Genomic DNA, 16,660 nt, shown 5'->3' on the forward strand with positions numbered 1-16,660 from the left:
CGCAAATGGATTCTGGGTATAAAGGGCTCGTCTTAACATTAGCACTGGCATTGCCTATTGCTGCATGGTGCTCCAGCAATCCCCCTTGCGGCGGTCCCACCGATTTACTTTCCATTATTGATCGACCAACTATTGCTGATAGTGTGTGCCTGGTTCCTAATAAATCTATTGTAATGGAATCTGGATACCAACACCTGTCCCTTTTAGGCGGAGGGACTCAACAAAACTTTCCTGAAGCTTTATTAAGGTTTGGTTTGGCAGACGAATTTGAGTTTAATATATTACTTCCTAATTACATTCATCAAAATATACTTCCATATACAGGGTATCAGGCAACCGTTATGGGAGTTAAACATCAAATTGGATCAAGTTCTGAATGGGTTACTGTTATTGATGGCTATGTCATTCTCCCTTCCGGTACTGCCAATTTTGGGAGTGAAAGAATAGGTGGAATAGTTAATGGTCTTTTTGGTTACAATTTTACTTCTGAAATAAATTTATCAGGTATGCTTGGAGTCAGCTCACAAACCCAATCCATTAATGAAGGAGGAATGCGATTCACCAGTGTCAATCCAGCTCTTGTATTATCCTGGTCAAAAGAAAAAGTTAGTGTTTATTGGGAAATATATGGCCAAAGTAAACCCTCGCCAGAGGATAATGCCGGGCTCAATACCGATGCAGGAGTCATTTATCTGATTAAAAAAAACATAGCTATAGATTTGGAGGCTGGACAACGTATCAATGGTAGCCTTGGTGGATTTAGCCATTTTTGGGGCGCAGGTATATCCATTCAATTTTCTTAAAACGCTGATAAGGCTTGGAGTCCGAGCGTCCTAATGATACAACCCTTCATGAATAGCTCCTATTTCATTTTCTCTAGAGGTTGCTCATGGCTCGGCAAGTTCTAATTTAAAGTGCGACAGTCAACAAAATTTACAGTCAATGAATTTTTCTATACCAATATATCAACAAAACATTCTAATATAGTAAAAATAAGACAATTAGTGGGGATGTTGTTCATGCCATTTGAAAAATCCGTGAAAATAAATGATTGGGCAATGAATCATGGAGTAGAAGCAGAGGATTCAGCCAATGATTATCAAGGCCAAACCTGGCAATTTCGCGTAGCAATTCTTCCCACTAAAACAAATCTTGAGAGCGCATTAAATGCGTTAAATGGATTATCTGTATTTAATGGTCCAAATCATCCAACAGCCAAGATAATTCAAATTGAAACCAATGATTTGACTCAGTGGGATGGAACGCTAGCCGATGCCGCTGATCGCGATCAACGGGGTAAAGAATTATGTGTTTATTTGCCCTATAATTCTGTGACAAATAAATTTTTATTTGATCAAGCTTATATTAAAAATTTGATGTTAGATATATGGAAAGCACTACAGGATGCCGGGGTTGAAATTAGTTACATTACACCCAATCAAGGTGAAGAAGAAATAAAAAGTGATCCTACAGTTTTAACACCATTTTGCTATTCTTCGTTCAAGCCATATTCTGCCCCGGAAGGGACTTTATATTCTGATAATTATAATCCCAACGGACATCCAGATCCTCTAGATGGGCTTCATTTTTCTGTTGCTGATTTGAGGGGTAAAGGTATAACCAATTTTGATGCTCAAACTGTCAGTAAATCTCGTATCCATTACATGCAGGATCATTACCAAATTACCATTCAGCAGTTAAATAAAACGATTGAGGAATTAACAAGCAGAGCAAAACCGAGCTCATATGCATCATCAAAAGATCGCATTAATCAAGCGCTCGCATCAAAGAATGAGAAGTTAATTAACGATTTGTTGACGGATTTACAGCATAATTATGTAAGTTTTTACACGTGTTTTCCTACTAAGTTTAATAAGGGATCTCGGTTCCCTATTTTAGAGGAAGGTCACATAAACTATTTAATCAATAAAGCCGAATTCAAGGAAAAGAAAGAAGTTTTAATTAAATTACAAGAAAAAACCGATGAAATAATTCAACAACTCCTGGTAGATTTAATGGCAGAAAATTGGCCGATTGATAAACCAGATGAGGCCGTGATTCGTGAACTTGTAAATACATTTCCTTTTGAGCTTCAAGCAGCAGTTCCCGTAACCTACTCAACAGTGCGCCAGTACTGCATCCCAACTATTTTATTTCGTAAACTTTTTTGCTATTTTATCTTTAATTTAAAACTGAATGATAGAATGTCCAAAGATGTTACCAATAAGAAAATTTTTGTCTGCAGTTGGGTTGATCACTGTAGTTCGTAAAGAGTTTCAGAAAATCAAATCTCCCCGTGATGCTGCGCCAGGGAAAAATGTTATTTCGTTGACGGATTGTTTGATGTCTGCCTTTGCGATGTTTAATCTCAAGTACCCTTCATTACTCCAATTTGATAGGAGTCACCGACTGGATCCCCAAGTTCAACATAATTTAGGAACTCTTTATGGCATTGAACAGATCCCTAGTGATACGTACATGCGCGAGCGATTGGATGAAGGAGCCCCATCTACTCTGCGTAAAGTCTATAAGCGGTTATTTGCCTTTCTTCAAAGAGGGAAATCCCTGGAATCTTATCGTTACCTAAACGGTCGTTATTTACTGGCTGGGGATGGAACTGGATTTTTTGCATCCAATGTAATTCATTGCGACCAATGTTGTATTAAGCATGATCACAAATTATCTGTAGTTTTAACCACAAAGCAATCTATTACCGACCTATCTCTGAAAGCACGTAGTTATATTTTAGCTAATCCACTACGAACATATTTTGCATTATGGTATATAGATGACCACAAAAAAATTACTTTGATTCCAATTAAAGATATCGATAGTTTGCCTACATTGCTGCATGATAAAAAAATGTATAAGGAATTATCAAAAGAAGTTAAGGCGGAAATAGAGCTGGCCATCAAATCCTATCATTATGCTCGATTTCCTGACGAGAAGGTCTCGTATTACCACAATATGTATTGCGCAGCCATAGTTCACCCGGATAAAAAAGTGGTTATTCCATTTGTACCAGAACTTATCATGAAAGAAGATGGCGATACTAAAAACGACTGTGAACGCAACGCTTCCAAACGGTTATATAGGGATTTGAAACGAGAACACCCACACTTAAAAGTCATTGTCGTTGAAGACAGCTTGGCTTCAAATTACCCTCACCTCAATGAGCTTAAAAACCTGGATATGCAGTTCATAACGGGTGCTAAAGAAGGGGATCACAAAGCACTATTTAAATGGCTCAACGAACATGAGTGTATTACTTATGAGCACAAAACAGAAGACGGGGTGACGCACAGTTACCGTTATATTAATGGCGCACCACTCAATACAAGCCATTATGATTTTAAAGTAAATTTCATGGAGTACTGGGAAACAAATAAAAAGGGTGGCAAGCAACATTTTAGCTGGGTCACTGACATAACGATTACCAATAACAATGCTTATGACATTATGCGAGGAGGACGTGCGAACTGGAAAATAGAAAATCCCATATTTAATACACTCAAAAACCTAAACTACCACTTTGGTCATAATTTTGGACATGGATATAAAAATCTCTCGACCATGCTAGCCTTATTGATGATGCTCGCTTTCTTTGTTGATCAGGTTCAGGAGCTTTGTTGTAATATGTTCCAAAAAGCACTAAAAATGCGCCAATCAAAAATTGGTCTCTGGGATAAAATGAAACGCCTATTCAGTGAATATTTTGTTGATAATTGGAATGATTTATTTAACGCAATTATTCATGGGCAGGAGAAAATCAAACTTAATCCCATTAATACCTCATAGCATCTTATTTTTGAACACGGCTATTGTTTTGGTTTTAAATGAGTTTTTGAGTTTTGATAACGATTAGTGCTTGTTTTGCAATCAGATGATTTGTGAATTGCTTGTTGCTGCCCATGAGGAATAGATAGGGAATATTCTATTACCTATCGGTGGGGAGAAACTGGTAGCGGGAACCGCTGAGCTTCAAGCAATTCAACGCCTACTTGCCCATATTAATCATGAACGTTTAATCATTGAAAAAGAAGAAACAAGATATATAAAACTGCAAAATTTAATCCCCCAATCTGACAGTCAAACTTCTCAGGCAATGGAAGCTACTCGTATCGGCGGTATAGCAGGTTTAATTGGATTAACTATCGGTGCAGCACTTGGCGTTACTCTTGTGTTGACGGGTGTTTTTGCGCCATTTGGTCTTGGAGTTTTAGGCGCTGTCGCGCTTGCGTCTGCAATGGGAGTTGGTGCTGGACTGTTTAGTGGGGGAGTTTTTGGAGTGCTTGCATTCAAAAATAGAACATCAGTAGAGACTGGGAGTACGTTGACTCAAGATCCTCAATCAGTGGTACAACCATTATTAACTCAAGAGTCTTCTAAAAAATTAAGTAAATTAACTTCTGAGATTTCCAGTTGTCCCGAGCGCACTACTCAAAACTCTCTAACGCAGAAAAATAGAAAAAACGCCGGTGTAGTTTCAAGCAATCCTGCAGTTGATATTTCTAACCCAGTAGAGGACCAACCCAGTGGAGAGATTGATCAATTTAAACCATAGTTGAATTTGTGCTGAACATTAAAATGAGGTTGCTAAACAAATCAACTAAAGTCAATATACAAAGCTGAGTGATCCGAAACTTCGTCATCCATAACGGTAAACTCATTAACTACAATCTCTGGTGAAGTAAGAATGTAGTCGGCAAATTTTTCTTCTTTGGGATAAAATCGGGTTCTTGTCGAGCGTATGTTGTTAATTCTTACCAAATTGATCATTCCCTGCTCTAGTATCTTCATGCTCTGTGTATCCGGCCTTAAGTTAAAGTCTCCACATAAAATTTTAGGGGTGTTTATTGTGTCCATAAAATGACGAATACGTTTGGATTGATTGATTCGTTCCGGGCTATCTTTTTTCCCTTTGCCATTCCAAAGACCATGTACATTGAGAACAGAGTAAATTTTCTTATTAATTTCACATTCAATCCACTGCAGGTTTCTATCGTGATTAAGACCTATTCCTGGATAATGTTGCTTTTGATGAATGTTAATTTCTCCTTCAGCAATGAGATCAATACTATTTTTAATCAGCATAGCAATTCCATAAACATTTTCTACGGCGGGTTTAAATATAGCGTTATGTATAGTGGACCCCAAAAATGAGACAGTGGTGTAAAATAGAAACCATTGTTAAACGGGGTACCAAGTGGCTAAAAAAAAATTTACATCTGACTTCAAAGCAAAGGTAGCAATTGAGGCATTAAAAAGTCACAAGACGACCAATGAATTGGCATCTGAATTTGAGGTGCATGCAACACAAATCAATCTGTGGAAAAAACAATTACTGGATGGAAGCAAGCAATTGTTTAGCGGCAAGCATGACAAAGACATGGACTCCATCATACAAGAACGAGATCGATTATACACGCAAATAGGCCAGCTAGCGGTTGAGTTAGACTGGCTTAAAAAAAAGACCGGTCATCTAAGTTGAGCGTGCGGGAGAAGCGAGCCATGATTGATGTCAATCACCCTACACTCAGCATCGTACGCCAATGTGCATTGGTTAATTTGTCACGCGCTAGCTACTATCGCACTGCTGGCGAAGGAATATGTACCGAGAGCCCAGAGAATCTGGCTTTGATGGTCTTGATTGATGAGGAATACATGCGCCATCCTTTCTATGGAAGCAGAAAGATGCGTTCTTATTTACGTCGCCTTGGCCATGACGTTAACCGTAAGAGAGTGCAGCGTTTGATGCGGATCATGGGTCTGGTTTCAGTGGCACCAAAGCCGAATACGAGTAAAAAGAACAAGGAACAAAAGGTTTATCCCTACTTGCTACGTGGTTTAGTGATTGATCGACCCAATCAGGTTTGGTGCACCGATATTACCTACGTTAGGATGCAAGGAGGCTTTGTATATTTGGTGGCAATAATGGACTGGTATAGCCGCAAGGTGCTCTCTTGGAAGGTATCAAACAGCATGGATGATGACTTTTGTGTAAGCGCGTTGGAGAGCGCCATCAGGCTCCACGGCAGGCCTGATATTTTTAATACGGATCAAGGCTCCCAGTTTACCAGTAAGGCGTTTACCGATGTTTTAAAAGACCATGACATCAAAATTAGCATGGACGGGAAAGGTCGATGGATGGATAATGTGTTCATTGAACGGCTATGGCGTTCAGTCAAATATGAAGATATTTACATAAAAGAATACGGAACAGTTTTAGCACTACGAAATGGTTTAAGGGTGTATTTCAAGTTTTATAACGACGAAAGACCTCATCAATCATTTGGAATATACACGCCGTCAGAGGTTTATGCTGGCCTATATGAGGCTGCAGCGTAATGGAATGCCTGTGGATATGTGGACGCGTCCTGCGGATCAGCCATCGCCCTTCGGGACATGTGGACAAGCCATGGATAACAAAAAGACGTTATCCACCGCTTGACCACACTCGATGGCTTCGCGCCCACATACCCACAGGCTCAATAACAGGTGTTTCATTAACTGCTATTGTGGTTGACTCGTGTGCTACGCACCCTCGTCAACGAAAGAAAGTAGAATTAAAGTTATATCTTAAATTAAACGGATCGCTGTCTTGACAATGGGGTCCACTGTAATGTTCTGGAAGCAGTTTTTTTAAATCAGAGAATATATTAAGGCTTAACTCCCTTTCTTTATCAACTATAGTACGATGAGCGTTATAGTAGACCTCCTGAAGACAAAAAATATCTACATCTCGATGCTCATGAATGAATTTCAATAGGGGGTTTCTAAGATGGCCTCCCCAGATATTTAAGGTTATCAATTTCATTTACAATTGGTTCTCTTTATGAGGCTGCTATTGTTTTATATCTGACAAAAAGCAATTTCCATATTAACCGCATTGTCGCGTATTTCCTGATTTGTTGATAACTCGTATAGTCTGATTGTTAAACTATGATGACCTAGTTGTAGTTTTGGAATAATTCCCATCAGTTTATCCATTTTCAATAAAATCAAATGATTCACGGATTTTGGGGAGATGCTATGTTGGTAAAATCCGTTATACGCAACAATTGGAATATATTGCGTTGCTTCTCGTAAAAGTGCCAAATAAATTGCCACGGTTTGTTCCAAATCCTTTAAACAATGGACCCATTGATGAATGCTTTTTTGTCTTAGTAAAGGATCCAGGTCAAACCAAGACACCAAATGAGGCGAGTTAAACTCACACTCCTTAGTATTTGGATGATGAATCTGTCTCAATATTTTCAAAAACTCATCATCGTGTATTGAATTACTAAAACGTCCAGGAACATAATTTAAAACATGAATTTGTGTTGCTAAATTATCAAATATTGGGGTGGTTTCGAGTAGATTATTTTTTTTTAAAACGTGTTCAATACGAATTAACTCTTTAAGAAATCTACTTTTTAATTCCGGCTTTTCAATAATATCAACAATTTCAATAATATGTTTTAAAGCAAAGCGATGGATGACTTCGTGGGATTCATAACATGCTTGATTGATAGTTTTAAATAAAAACTCCAGTCGTAAGGCAATTCTTGATAAAAAATGTGTGGCTAATTGAAAAGTAATTGTGTCGTTATACATAATCTGGCCATCCCTAGCGTAATCCGACTTCTAGCACTCAGTATTTTATCTCAGTGTGGTAAAATATATTGTAATTTTCTTCACACACTGTGCTCATATGAGTCGTTTTGCGCTGATTAACACTCAAAAATATTACAGTGCGAAAGTCCGTTTTTTGCACCTAGAATAACATAAAAGTCATTGAAAATAAAAGACATCTTGGTTTTTCAAATAGACTTTTATTCCACGACTAATGGGCTTCTTGTGTGTATTGAAGCACTTCTAAGGATAAGTACATTCATATTAATTTTTATTTGCTGATCACATTCGATGTTCATATGATACAAAATTAAGATACTTTAGATGTAGTTTTTCCAAGGCCTCTTTTAATAGATCAAGGCCTGAATCATTGATGAGTACATCGTCTGCACTTCTTAAACGCAAATTATCATCTGGTTGAGCGGATAATATAGCCAGGGCTTGCTCTTTAGAACATTGATCCCGTTCCATAACACGGGATATTTGCAGTTTTTTCGGCGCAGTAATTACTAATATTTTATTTAGGTATGGATAGTCCTTCTTATCTAGTAACAGCGGAATCTCAACAACACAGTACGGCGTGACACATGAATCAACCTTATTTTGCAAGTGCTTGCGAATCAGGGGATGTAACAGAGCTTCTAACCACTTACGTTCATTAGGATTAGAAAAAATAATATCCCTTATTAGCTTACGATTAAGCTCGCCGTTTTCGAGAACTATATGAGAACCATAATGTGCTATAATTTTTTCATATGCAGGTTTTTTTTTAGCTGTTAACTCTTTGGATATTGTATCTGCATTAATCACCATTACCCCAAAACTTGCAAAGATTTTGGCAGCTGTAGTTTTTCCGCTGGCTATATTACCAGTTAATCCAACAGCAAAAACCATTACAATCTAACTCCCTCTTGAAAACTCACACAGGTTACCAAATTGATATAACAAGTTTCGGGAATTGTACTGTTTTCTTTACAGTAAGCCCTGGCTCCCAAAGCTGCATCATCCCGTTGTGCATAAAAATTGCTTTGCCAAGGTACCGCAGTTCGATCTAATGCGGTACATTTCCACATAGGCCTTGTACTCATGCCTTGATTAAACCCCTCACAATCAGCCTTTGAGGCCTTACAGCTAGAAGGTGTTTTACTTTCTTTCTTACATGTTGCATAAGCAATATTGAGCGCTGCTTTTTGATAGGTGCTTTTTGCAGACCATTGTAGGTTTGCATTATCGTGGGTTGTACATATCCAATAGTTACTTCTATCCAAGTAGGGCGCTGTTATTCCACTGCCGCAGTAAAACGTAAGTAGCAGCAAACAATATTTAAAGGTGTGACTCATTTTCTTCTCCTTGTAACAGGTTAATTAATTTTTCAATAGATAACGCTTTTGAAAAATACCAACCCTGAAAAAACCTTACTCCATTTTCTGATAGATAATTAACTTGTTCACCAGTCTCAACACCTTCCGCTATAATAGCTAAACTTAATCGTTTCGCCATACTAATAATGGCATCATTTAACGACTCTGTAATTGCTTTTGTACCTATGGCCTGAATAAATAATTTATCAATTTTAAGATAGTTAAAGGGAAAGTTATTTAAATAACTAATACTTGCATGTCCTGTACCATAATCATCTACAGCCAAAGAAAATCCGGCCTGACGTAATTCCTGCATTTTTAGGAAAAAAATATTATTATTTTTATCTAATAAATCGCGCTCGGTTATTTCCAAAATAATTTGAGTAGGAGATATAGCATATTCCCTAACTAATGAATTGAACTTATTAAAAAAAGTTATATCAGTAAAATGTAATGCTGATATATTAAAAGCGAGATGAAAATATGGATAACTGTTTAAGATGTTCCTGGTTTGATTAAATGCAATTTCTATAATTTGTAAGGTAATTGGCACAATTAAGCCGTTAGATTCTGCCTCCTCAATAAATAAGTCAGGCATGATTATTTGATTTTGCTTGTCTTGCCAACGTAATAAAATCTCTGCTCCTGTATATCTGCCTTTTTCCCTGTCAAAAAGAGGCTGATACTCAGGGTAAAATTCATTGTTTTTTATAGCTGATTTCATCGCGCCGAGGAGTGAGTAACGTTTCGCGAGGATATTTTTCATCATTAAGTAAAATAAATATGAAGCCATAATAATGATTAAACTGGCTAGGATTTCGCTATATACTAAATAACGCAGGGCAGTATTTTCATTCTCGAAAACCACTACACTGACCCCAGGTATACTATATAGTTTATTAAAAGCAAACATTGTCTTATAGGTGGTCGGAGATAAAGAACCGAGATGGTTGCTCAGTACCCACCTTGAACGATCCTGATTAGATTCAACTCTTAAAATAGTTTTTCTCTCATAGCTATTATAAAGTTCGATTCTGCTCAAACTATGATCTGATGACGAGATTACGTTTTTAATAGTCGAAGCAAGAGTAAGGATAATTATATTATAACTTCCCATTCTCTGTTGAATTAAATAAACAGGCTGATCGAAGACTTTAAGATCGAAGGGGCCTGAAATACTCCTCCTGCGTGAATTCGATAAATTGAGTCCTTGAATATCATCCAGAGTAGAGCAGATGAGGTTTTTGCTATTTCTGATTATTAAGCCTGCAATTTTAGGATCATTAAGTGAGATGTGCTTCAAGTGAGGGGTTAATCCTGTTTTGCAATTCGAAAAATTCTTTTCAGGTACAGGCAGGGTATATACATCCTGGAAGAGATCCTCAAAAACCTTGTCCACATTATTGCTTAGTTTAAGTGCTGCTTTGGATAGGTCTCTATAGGACCTGTTCAGGCTCATTTGCCAGTTAATATACAAGCCAATTAGAAGCAGAATAATGGTAATTAGAATCCAGTAAATGGTGAATCGTTTAAAAATTACTTTTGATGGTTTTAGGGATAATTTATACATGACCTTGCGCTTTAATATAAGCTGCTTTTATAGAGTTTAGTGTTATTTGAGCTAATTTCCCAATAATTTCATTATCTGTATTTAAAGGAGGGAGCCAGTAGAGTGTTTTTCCTATGGGTCTAATCAGAGCCCCATATTTTAAAGCTTGCTGATACACCTCATTGCCTATTCTATAATCTCCAATGTCAACGAGATCCGCTGCCACAACAGCCCCAACTCCTCTAACATTGTTTAATTTACCAGACTCATCAGCAACCTGTTTTAGGAGACCTAGCATGGTATCCCCCAGACTTTGTGCCTGATTAACGGTGTTTTCATGGTGCATGGTTTTAATTGTGGCTAAAGCCGCACATACTGCAAGGGGATTACCGCTGTAGGTGTGGGAATGTAAAAATGAGTTACCGGTTTTGTAATCAGTATAAAAAAGATCATAAATGGAACTATCAATCATTACACAACTGAATGGAATAGACCCAGAGGTTAGACCTTTCGATAAACAGATTAAATCAGGTTCAACACCAGCATGATCACATGCCAGCCATTGTCCGGTTCGACCAATGCCAGTCATGATTTCATCAGCAATCAGATAAATGTCTTTTGATTTAGCCCATAAAGATATTTTTTTTAAAAAATCAGCACTGTAACATAACATCCCCCCAGCACCTTGAATGACAGGTTCTAAAATCAAAGCGCAGATGTTATCGCTGATTTTATCTAATTGAGAGACAACAGTTTCCCATTCCTTATCACAACAAGCCCAGAGAGGATCATTTACTCCAGTTACATAGGGAATATTATCAATAAAATGACAGGGAACACCGAAGGATTTATAGGGTTCTTTATAGATACCCAAGTCGCTTACACTCATTGTGCCGAGTGTCTCCCCATGGTATCCATTTTTAAGAGCTATGAATTGAGTTTTATCTTTGTGCCCCTTGATTTGATTAGCATGGATTGCTAACTTCATTGCAATTTCAACAGCACTTGCCCCATCACTTGCAAAAAAGACGTGCTGCTTACCCGTAATTTTTGTTAATTGCTCGGCTAACTCAACTACAACAGGATGAGTAGTGTTCGCTCCAATTACATGTTCAAACCGCTTCAATTGATGTTTAATAGCTGAAATAACAGCAGGATGTCCATGTCCGAGCGATTTACACCACCAGCTTGATATCGCATCAATTAATGGTCCTTGATTCGTATAAAGATAGCTGCCTTGTGCATAGTCAACCACTAGAGGTGGACAATTCTCAAAGTCTTTCATTTGCGAACACGGGTGCCAAATATGTTTTAAATCTCTTGAGATCAAATTTTTTACGTTGACCATTTTTAAAATTTTGGTTGACAAGTTTAACTGCCACTCTATCATGTTCATTATTATGAATAGAAGGGGAACGTTGTGACTGAGGTAAAAAAAAACTGGTCCATATCAGAGATTGCAGCAATTTATCAACAACCATTTAATGACTTACTGTACCAAGCTCATAAAATACATAAATTACATCATGAATCAAATTCCCTACAGTTCGCTACCTTACTAAGTATCAAAACAGGTGCATGCCCTGAAGATTGTGGCTATTGTTCGCAAAGTGGTCATTTTAAAACTCATGTTGAAAAAGAAAAGCTAATGCCTGTAGCTGAAGTTCTTAAAAGTGCTCAGGAAGCAAAGGACGGAGGGGCAAAACGTTTTTGTATGGGCGCTGCCTGGCGATGCGTCCCTGAGAAAGCGATGCCCGAATTAAAAGAAATGATTGAAGGGGTCAAAGCTTTGGGTTTAGAAACGTGTATGACTCTTGGTATGTTAAATCAGGATCAGGCAGTAAGCCTCAAAAAAGCTGGCTTGGATTTCTACAATCATAATATAGATACTTCTCCATCTTATTATGAAAAGGTAGTTACTACCCGTAAGTTCAGCGATCGCCTTGAGACTCTGAATACGGTTCGTGCTGCAGGAATAAATGTGTGTTGTGGTGGTATTTTAGGCCTAGGAGAGACACGTGAAGACCGTATAGAGTTTTTATTGACTTTGGCCAATATGGAGGTTCCTCCCGAAAGTATACCGATTAACAGATTGATACCTGTAGAAGGTACCAGACTTGCAAAAGCACAACCTGTAGAGGGTATCGAATTAGTCCGAACTATAGCTACTGCCAGAATACTCATGTCGCAGAGTGTTATTCGTCTTACAGCGGGGCGAACTGAAATGAGTGATGAACTCCAGGCCTTATGCTATTTTGCTGGTGCCAATTCAGTTTTTATTGGTGATAAATTACTAACGGAAGAAAATCCACAACGTGCTAAGGATAAAGCTCTTTTTAGTAAACTTGGTTTAACAGAGATGGTATAGATGAGTTTAACTGAAAAAGTTAAAAGCTACACTGAACAGCTAAATCAGCAAGGACTCTTGAGAGTTAGGCAATTGTATGAACCTGCCAATTCAGCGTTGATTCATTTTGACAGTAATGATTATTTATCATTAACCCATGATAAACGCCTCGCTAAGGCATATCAGGATGGATATGCTTTATATCCAGTAGGTAGTGGTGCTTCGATGTTGCTGAGTGGTTATCATCCTAATCATCACGCGGTGGAGCATGCTTTTGCTAACCTACTCAGTGTTGACGAGTGTATTCTATTTTCCTCTGGATATGCTGCAAATCTGGCTCTTACAGCTTTATTAGGTAAACTTAAAATCCATTCCCTGATTGATAAAAGCATACATGCCTCTGTTTATGATGGGTTAGCCTTGTCACGAGTCAGTTATTCACGTTACCGACACAATGATTTAAATAATTTGGCGCTGAAGCTAAAAGCAGTTCCTTTCAATTCAGTTGTATATACAGAAGGAGTTTTTAGTATGAGTGGTCGCATTGCGCCTCTGTCAAAAATTTCTGATCTTTGTTTTAAGAATAAGACAGAACTTCTGGTGGATGAAGCTCATTCCTTCGGCGTTTTTGGAAATCAGGGAAAAGGAGCCGTGGATTACCATGGATTAACCCAAAAAGAAGTCCCTCTTCGAATTATCCCGTTTGGCAAAGCATTTGCATCTCAAGGGGCTTTGATTGCTGGAAAAAAAGAGTGGATCGATGCCCTTTTACAGACGGGACGTTCCCTGGTGTACTCTACGGCGATAAGTCCTGCTTTGAGTTATGGCTTGTTAAAAACTTTAGATATTGTGGCTTCCTCTGATGATAGACGACAAAAATTAGCAGAACTCATTAAACTGTTTAGAGAGCACATCAAGCGCTCCCCATTACAGTGGAGTAATTCAGAGACTCCCATCCAACAACTACAGTTGGAATGTCCTCACTTGGCGTTACACTATGCTAAAGAACTCAAAAAAGAAGGTTTTAGTTGCTCAGCTATTAGAACTCCAACAGTAAATATCAAGTCTACTGGTTTGCGTGTTATTCTTAATTACCGCCACCAACCAGAACAAATTCAACAATTATTTAAAAAATTGCATGATATTGATGAACATACACATTAATCGCTACGGGCAAGGGATACCGTTGGTACTATTTCATGGATGGGGGTTTGATAATCAAATCTGGTTATCATTAATTCCTTCTCTTCAAGATCGCTATCAATTGATATTAGTTGATCTCCCCGGTTTTGGTTTGACCCCCATGATGGATTGGCACACCTTTAAAGCTCATTTACTAGAGGAGTTGCCGGCCAACTTTGTTTTAGCCGGATGGTCGATGGGGGGGCTTTATGCCACAAGATTGGCGATAGAGGCCCCTTATAGAGTGCGTTGTTTAATAAATATATGCTCATCCCCCCGGTTTATTATGGATGGTTTATGGCCCGGCGTAGCCAAAAACGTGTTTCTTAATTTTTATAGAAACCTGTCTACTGATATTAATAAAACGCTTTATGAATTTATTGCCTTGCAATTAAACAATGATAAATTTAAATTTGTACTGGGCGTTCCGCCAAGTCCAGAGGGTCTGGAAAAGGGTTTGACTGTTTTAGACACATGGGATTTGCGCGAAGGAATAAAAAATCTTGTCCAACCAACGTGCTTTATGTTTGGTCGACTTGATCCAATTACACCTGTTAAAACGATGAAGGCCATGCAGCCCCTTTATCCGAACTTTAAATATGTTCTATTTAACAGAGCAGCTCATATGCCTTTTTTGTCGCACACTGAACTATTTATTGAAAAAATTTTAGAGTTTATCAAATGAAACGATATTTTATTACTGGTACTGATACTGATTGTGGCAAAACCTATGTCACTGTAAAACTGGTTGAATACTTTACCAACTCAGTAGCACTAAAACCTGTAGCTAGTGGGTGTATGGTTATAGAAAATGAATTAGTCAGCACGGATGCCCAACAACTGCAAAAAAATAGCTCTTTATCGTTAGATGAAATTAATCCGTGGCGATTTAAGTTACCAGTTTCACCCCATATAGCATCGAAAGAAGAGGGAATCAGTCTCTCGATAAAAGAAATAGCTGATTATTGTATGGATTTTCATTTAACAGGGGTTGAATCGCTTTTTATTGAGGGAGCAGGGGGGTTAATGGTTCCCTTAAATGAGAATGAAACCTGGATAGATTTTTTAAAACATACAGGCATTCCCGTTATACTAGTTGTTGGATTAAAATTAGGTTGCATTAATCATGCACTGCTTACCGAAGCGGCTTTGAAAGCCAATAAAATTAAGTGTGTGGGCTGGATAGCTAATTGCCATGATCCTGATATGTTGGCGCTATCAGATAATATCAGTACACTAAAGCGTATTCTAAAATTTCGCTTATTAGGGACTGTTTCCTATTCTAGTGGTCTTTCTAATGTCCAGAAGCAATTATTCTGAGGATAGGGTGGTTCATTATTTAAGGTATGAGGTGCTGTTGTATTTAAGATCTGGCTTAATTAAATTAATTATTCTTCAACATCAGAAGGCCGGCCATACACTTATCTGAACGAAAATATTTGTTTTATTAACCAACGGTTTGTAATGAGTTAATTAATAATGTGATTTAACACTATAAATTGTGACTCATGTATAAAGTGAAGGTCTGAAATCATGTCACTCTTGCAGTCCAGGAACTTAACCCACTTATAATGCGACAAATGTTGTTCATACTCTGTTAGTTAGTTATAATCGATTGTTAAATTAATGTTATTTCCAGTTAACGGAGTTTTTTCGATGCCAATTTATGAATATGAATGTAAAAGTTGTCATCATCATTTTGACTTAATACAAAAAATCAATGCTGAACCGGTAAAACAATGTCCAATATGTTTTGATAATTCAGTAGTTAAGCTGGTTTCTGCTGCTGGTTTCCAACTCAAAGGTACAGGTTGGTATGCTACTGATTTTAAAACAAAGGGTACTGCACCCAAGGATACTTCTGATAAAAAAGAAGAGTTTACTACTACCAGTACAACAGCAGCCAAGGATAATCCTCCTGCCCCGAGCAAAGAAAAATCAACTAAAGGTGATTCTGCGTGAAGCACATGTCGGTACGAAGTTACTTGCTTGCGGGTTTAGTCGTATGGTTACCTATACTGATCACCATGGGTGTTCTTCGTTTCATCATTGATTTACTGGATAATACGCTGGCTTTAATCCCTAGAGCCTATCAACCAGAACAATTGTTCGGTATACACATTCCGGGGCTTGGCGTCATATTGTCGTTGATTTTGCTCGTTAGCACCGGGATTTTTGCCACCAATTTTTTTGGTCAAAGATTAATGACTTGGGGGGAATCACTGCTTTCTAGAATTCCATTAGTTCGCTCTATATATAATTCAGTAAAGCAAGTAATTCACACTATTTTATCTACGAACAGCGAGGCCTTTCGCAAAGTATTATTAATAGAGTATCCTCGCAAAGGCCTATGGTCTATCGGTTTTCAAACGGGGGCAGTGAACTCTGAAATCAGCGATATAGTAAATCAAGAAATGGTCTCTTTGTTCGTGCCGACAACGCCTAATCCCACCTCCGGTTTTCTTATTATGATTCCTAAACAAGAAGCCATCGAATTAAATATGAGTATTGATGAGGCGTTGAAATTTATAATCTCTTTAGGCGTCATGCAGTCTAATACTGCCATGCCATTAGCTACAAACAATAAAAATTAAATAGGTGGTT

The 16,660-nt window shown here is 37.9% G+C and carries 16 protein-coding genes and 1 pseudogene; 11 read left to right on the forward strand and 6 right to left on the reverse strand.

Annotation, left to right across the window (positions count from 1 at the left end):
- The first annotated feature begins 5 nt into the window (after positions 1 to 5).
- From HRS36_RS09770 to HRS36_RS09785, 4 genes are all read left to right on the forward strand, one after another.
- The gene (locus HRS36_RS09770) at positions 6 to 803 is read left to right on the forward strand and encodes a transporter (RefSeq protein WP_173237169.1); all 798 of its coding nucleotides are present in this window, start codon (positions 6 to 8) and stop codon (positions 801 to 803) included.
- A gap of 216 nt (positions 804 to 1,019) precedes the next feature.
- Entirely contained in the window at positions 1,020 to 2,270 is a 1,251-nt protein-coding gene (locus HRS36_RS09775) for a hypothetical protein (protein WP_173237170.1), read from the forward strand.
- The gene (locus tag HRS36_RS09780; protein WP_173235428.1) at positions 2,215 to 3,798 is read left to right on the forward strand and encodes a hypothetical protein; all 1,584 of its coding nucleotides are present in this window, start codon (positions 2,215 to 2,217) and stop codon (positions 3,796 to 3,798) included. The genes HRS36_RS09775 and HRS36_RS09780 overlap by 56 nt, the downstream gene beginning before the upstream one ends.
- 307 nt (positions 3,799 to 4,105) lie before the next feature.
- Entirely contained in the window at positions 4,106 to 4,564 is a 459-nt protein-coding gene (locus HRS36_RS09785; RefSeq protein WP_173237171.1) for a hypothetical protein, read from the forward strand.
- Between the two features lie 41 nt (positions 4,565 to 4,605).
- On the opposite strand, the gene HRS36_RS09790 is transcribed toward HRS36_RS09785, so the two are convergent.
- Positions 4,606 to 5,094 carry an endonuclease/exonuclease/phosphatase family protein gene (locus tag HRS36_RS09790; protein WP_226905444.1) on the reverse strand — a complete coding sequence of 163 codons (489 nt, stop codon included), beginning with the start codon at positions 5,092 to 5,094 and terminating at the stop codon, positions 4,606 to 4,608.
- A gap of 112 nt (positions 5,095 to 5,206) precedes the next feature.
- Between HRS36_RS09790 and HRS36_RS09795 the strand changes: the two are divergent.
- Positions 5,207 to 6,348 (forward strand): annotated as a pseudogene (locus tag HRS36_RS09795) (IS3 family transposase).
- A gap of 504 nt (positions 6,349 to 6,852) precedes the next feature.
- Here the strand turns inward: HRS36_RS09795 and zapD are convergent.
- From zapD to bioA, 5 genes are all read right to left on the reverse strand, one after another.
- Positions 6,853 to 7,599, reverse strand: coding sequence for a cell division protein ZapD (gene zapD / locus HRS36_RS09800; RefSeq protein WP_173237172.1), 747 nt, complete (start codon positions 7,597 to 7,599; stop codon positions 6,853 to 6,855).
- A 300-nt stretch (positions 7,600 to 7,899) separates the two neighbouring features.
- Entirely contained in the window at positions 7,900 to 8,511 is a 612-nt protein-coding gene (gene coaE / locus HRS36_RS09805; protein WP_173237173.1) for a dephospho-CoA kinase, read from the reverse strand.
- Positions 8,511 to 8,957, reverse strand: coding sequence for a hypothetical protein (locus HRS36_RS09810; RefSeq protein WP_173237174.1), 447 nt, complete (start codon positions 8,955 to 8,957; stop codon positions 8,511 to 8,513). The genes coaE and HRS36_RS09810 overlap by 1 nt, the downstream gene beginning before the upstream one ends.
- A complete protein-coding gene (locus tag HRS36_RS09815) occupies positions 8,941 to 10,548 on the reverse strand; it encodes an EAL domain-containing protein (RefSeq protein WP_173237175.1) in 1,608 nt (535 codons plus the stop codon). Before HRS36_RS09815 ends, HRS36_RS09810 begins: the two co-directional genes overlap by 17 nt.
- Positions 10,541 to 11,875 carry an adenosylmethionine--8-amino-7-oxononanoate transaminase gene (gene bioA / locus HRS36_RS09820; RefSeq protein ID WP_173238505.1) on the reverse strand — a complete coding sequence of 445 codons (1,335 nt, stop codon included), beginning with the start codon at positions 11,873 to 11,875 and terminating at the stop codon, positions 10,541 to 10,543. Before bioA ends, HRS36_RS09815 begins: the two co-directional genes overlap by 8 nt.
- 72 nt (positions 11,876 to 11,947) lie before the next feature.
- On the opposite strand from bioA, the gene bioB reads away from it, so the two are divergent.
- The 6 genes from bioB (at position 11,948) to HRS36_RS09850 (ending at position 16,650) form a co-directional block, all read left to right on the forward strand.
- Positions 11,948 to 12,895 carry a biotin synthase BioB gene (bioB, locus tag HRS36_RS09825; RefSeq protein ID WP_173237176.1) on the forward strand — a complete coding sequence of 316 codons (948 nt, stop codon included), beginning with the start codon at positions 11,948 to 11,950 and terminating at the stop codon, positions 12,893 to 12,895.
- A complete protein-coding gene (locus HRS36_RS09830; RefSeq protein ID WP_173237177.1) occupies positions 12,896 to 14,038 on the forward strand; it encodes an aminotransferase class I/II-fold pyridoxal phosphate-dependent enzyme in 1,143 nt (380 codons plus the stop codon).
- A complete protein-coding gene (locus HRS36_RS09835; RefSeq protein ID WP_173237178.1) occupies positions 14,022 to 14,741 on the forward strand; it encodes an alpha/beta fold hydrolase in 720 nt (239 codons plus the stop codon). Before HRS36_RS09830 ends, HRS36_RS09835 begins: the two co-directional genes overlap by 17 nt.
- Positions 14,738 to 15,376 (forward strand): dethiobiotin synthase, encoded by a 639-nt coding sequence (gene bioD / locus HRS36_RS09840; RefSeq protein ID WP_173237179.1) that lies wholly within the window; start codon positions 14,738 to 14,740, stop codon positions 15,374 to 15,376. Before HRS36_RS09835 ends, bioD begins: the two co-directional genes overlap by 4 nt.
- Positions 15,377 to 15,712: 336 nt before the next feature.
- On the forward strand, positions 15,713 to 16,018 hold the full coding sequence (locus tag HRS36_RS09845) for an FmdB family zinc ribbon protein (RefSeq protein ID WP_173237180.1): 306 nt from the start codon (positions 15,713 to 15,715) through the stop codon (positions 16,016 to 16,018).
- Positions 16,015 to 16,650, forward strand: coding sequence for a DUF502 domain-containing protein (locus HRS36_RS09850; protein ID WP_173237181.1), 636 nt, complete (start codon positions 16,015 to 16,017; stop codon positions 16,648 to 16,650). The genes HRS36_RS09845 and HRS36_RS09850 overlap by 4 nt, the downstream gene beginning before the upstream one ends.
- The last annotated feature ends 10 nt before the right edge of the window (positions 16,651 to 16,660 follow it).

The sequence above is a fragment of the Legionella antarctica genome, assembly GCF_011764505.1.
GTDB classification, from domain to species: Bacteria; Pseudomonadota; Gammaproteobacteria; order Legionellales; family Legionellaceae; genus Legionella; species Legionella antarctica.

Excerpts from the sequence above, each read along its gene's own strand:
- HRS36_RS09770 (WP_173237169.1), top strand. The coding sequence starts at position 6 with ATGGATTCTGGGTATAAAGGGCTCGTCTTAACATTAGCACTGGCATTG.
- HRS36_RS09775 (WP_173237170.1), top strand. The coding sequence starts at position 1,020 with ATGCCATTTGAAAAATCCGTGAAAATAAATGATTGGGCAATGAATCAT.
- HRS36_RS09780 (WP_173235428.1), top strand. The coding sequence starts at position 2,215 with ATGTTACCAATAAGAAAATTTTTGTCTGCAGTTGGGTTGATCACTGTA.
- HRS36_RS09785 (WP_173237171.1), top strand. The coding sequence starts at position 4,106 with ATGGAAGCTACTCGTATCGGCGGTATAGCAGGTTTAATTGGATTAACT.
- HRS36_RS09790 (WP_226905444.1), bottom strand. The coding sequence starts at position 5,094 with ATGCTGATTAAAAATAGTATTGATCTCATTGCTGAAGGAGAAATTAAC.
- zapD (WP_173237172.1), bottom strand. The coding sequence starts at position 7,599 with ATGTATAACGACACAATTACTTTTCAATTAGCCACACATTTTTTATCA.
- coaE (WP_173237173.1), bottom strand. The coding sequence starts at position 8,511 with ATGGTTTTTGCTGTTGGATTAACTGGTAATATAGCCAGCGGAAAAACT.
- HRS36_RS09810 (WP_173237174.1), bottom strand. The coding sequence starts at position 8,957 with ATGAGTCACACCTTTAAATATTGTTTGCTGCTACTTACGTTTTACTGC.
- HRS36_RS09815 (WP_173237175.1), bottom strand. The coding sequence starts at position 10,548 with ATGTATAAATTATCCCTAAAACCATCAAAAGTAATTTTTAAACGATTC.
- bioA (WP_173238505.1), bottom strand. The coding sequence starts at position 11,875 with ATGGTCAACGTAAAAAATTTGATCTCAAGAGATTTAAAACATATTTGG.
- HRS36_RS09830 (WP_173237177.1), top strand. The coding sequence starts at position 12,896 with ATGAGTTTAACTGAAAAAGTTAAAAGCTACACTGAACAGCTAAATCAG.
- HRS36_RS09835 (WP_173237178.1), top strand. The coding sequence starts at position 14,022 with ATGAACATACACATTAATCGCTACGGGCAAGGGATACCGTTGGTACTA.
- bioD (WP_173237179.1), top strand. The coding sequence starts at position 14,738 with ATGAAACGATATTTTATTACTGGTACTGATACTGATTGTGGCAAAACC.
- HRS36_RS09845 (WP_173237180.1), top strand. The coding sequence starts at position 15,713 with ATGCCAATTTATGAATATGAATGTAAAAGTTGTCATCATCATTTTGAC.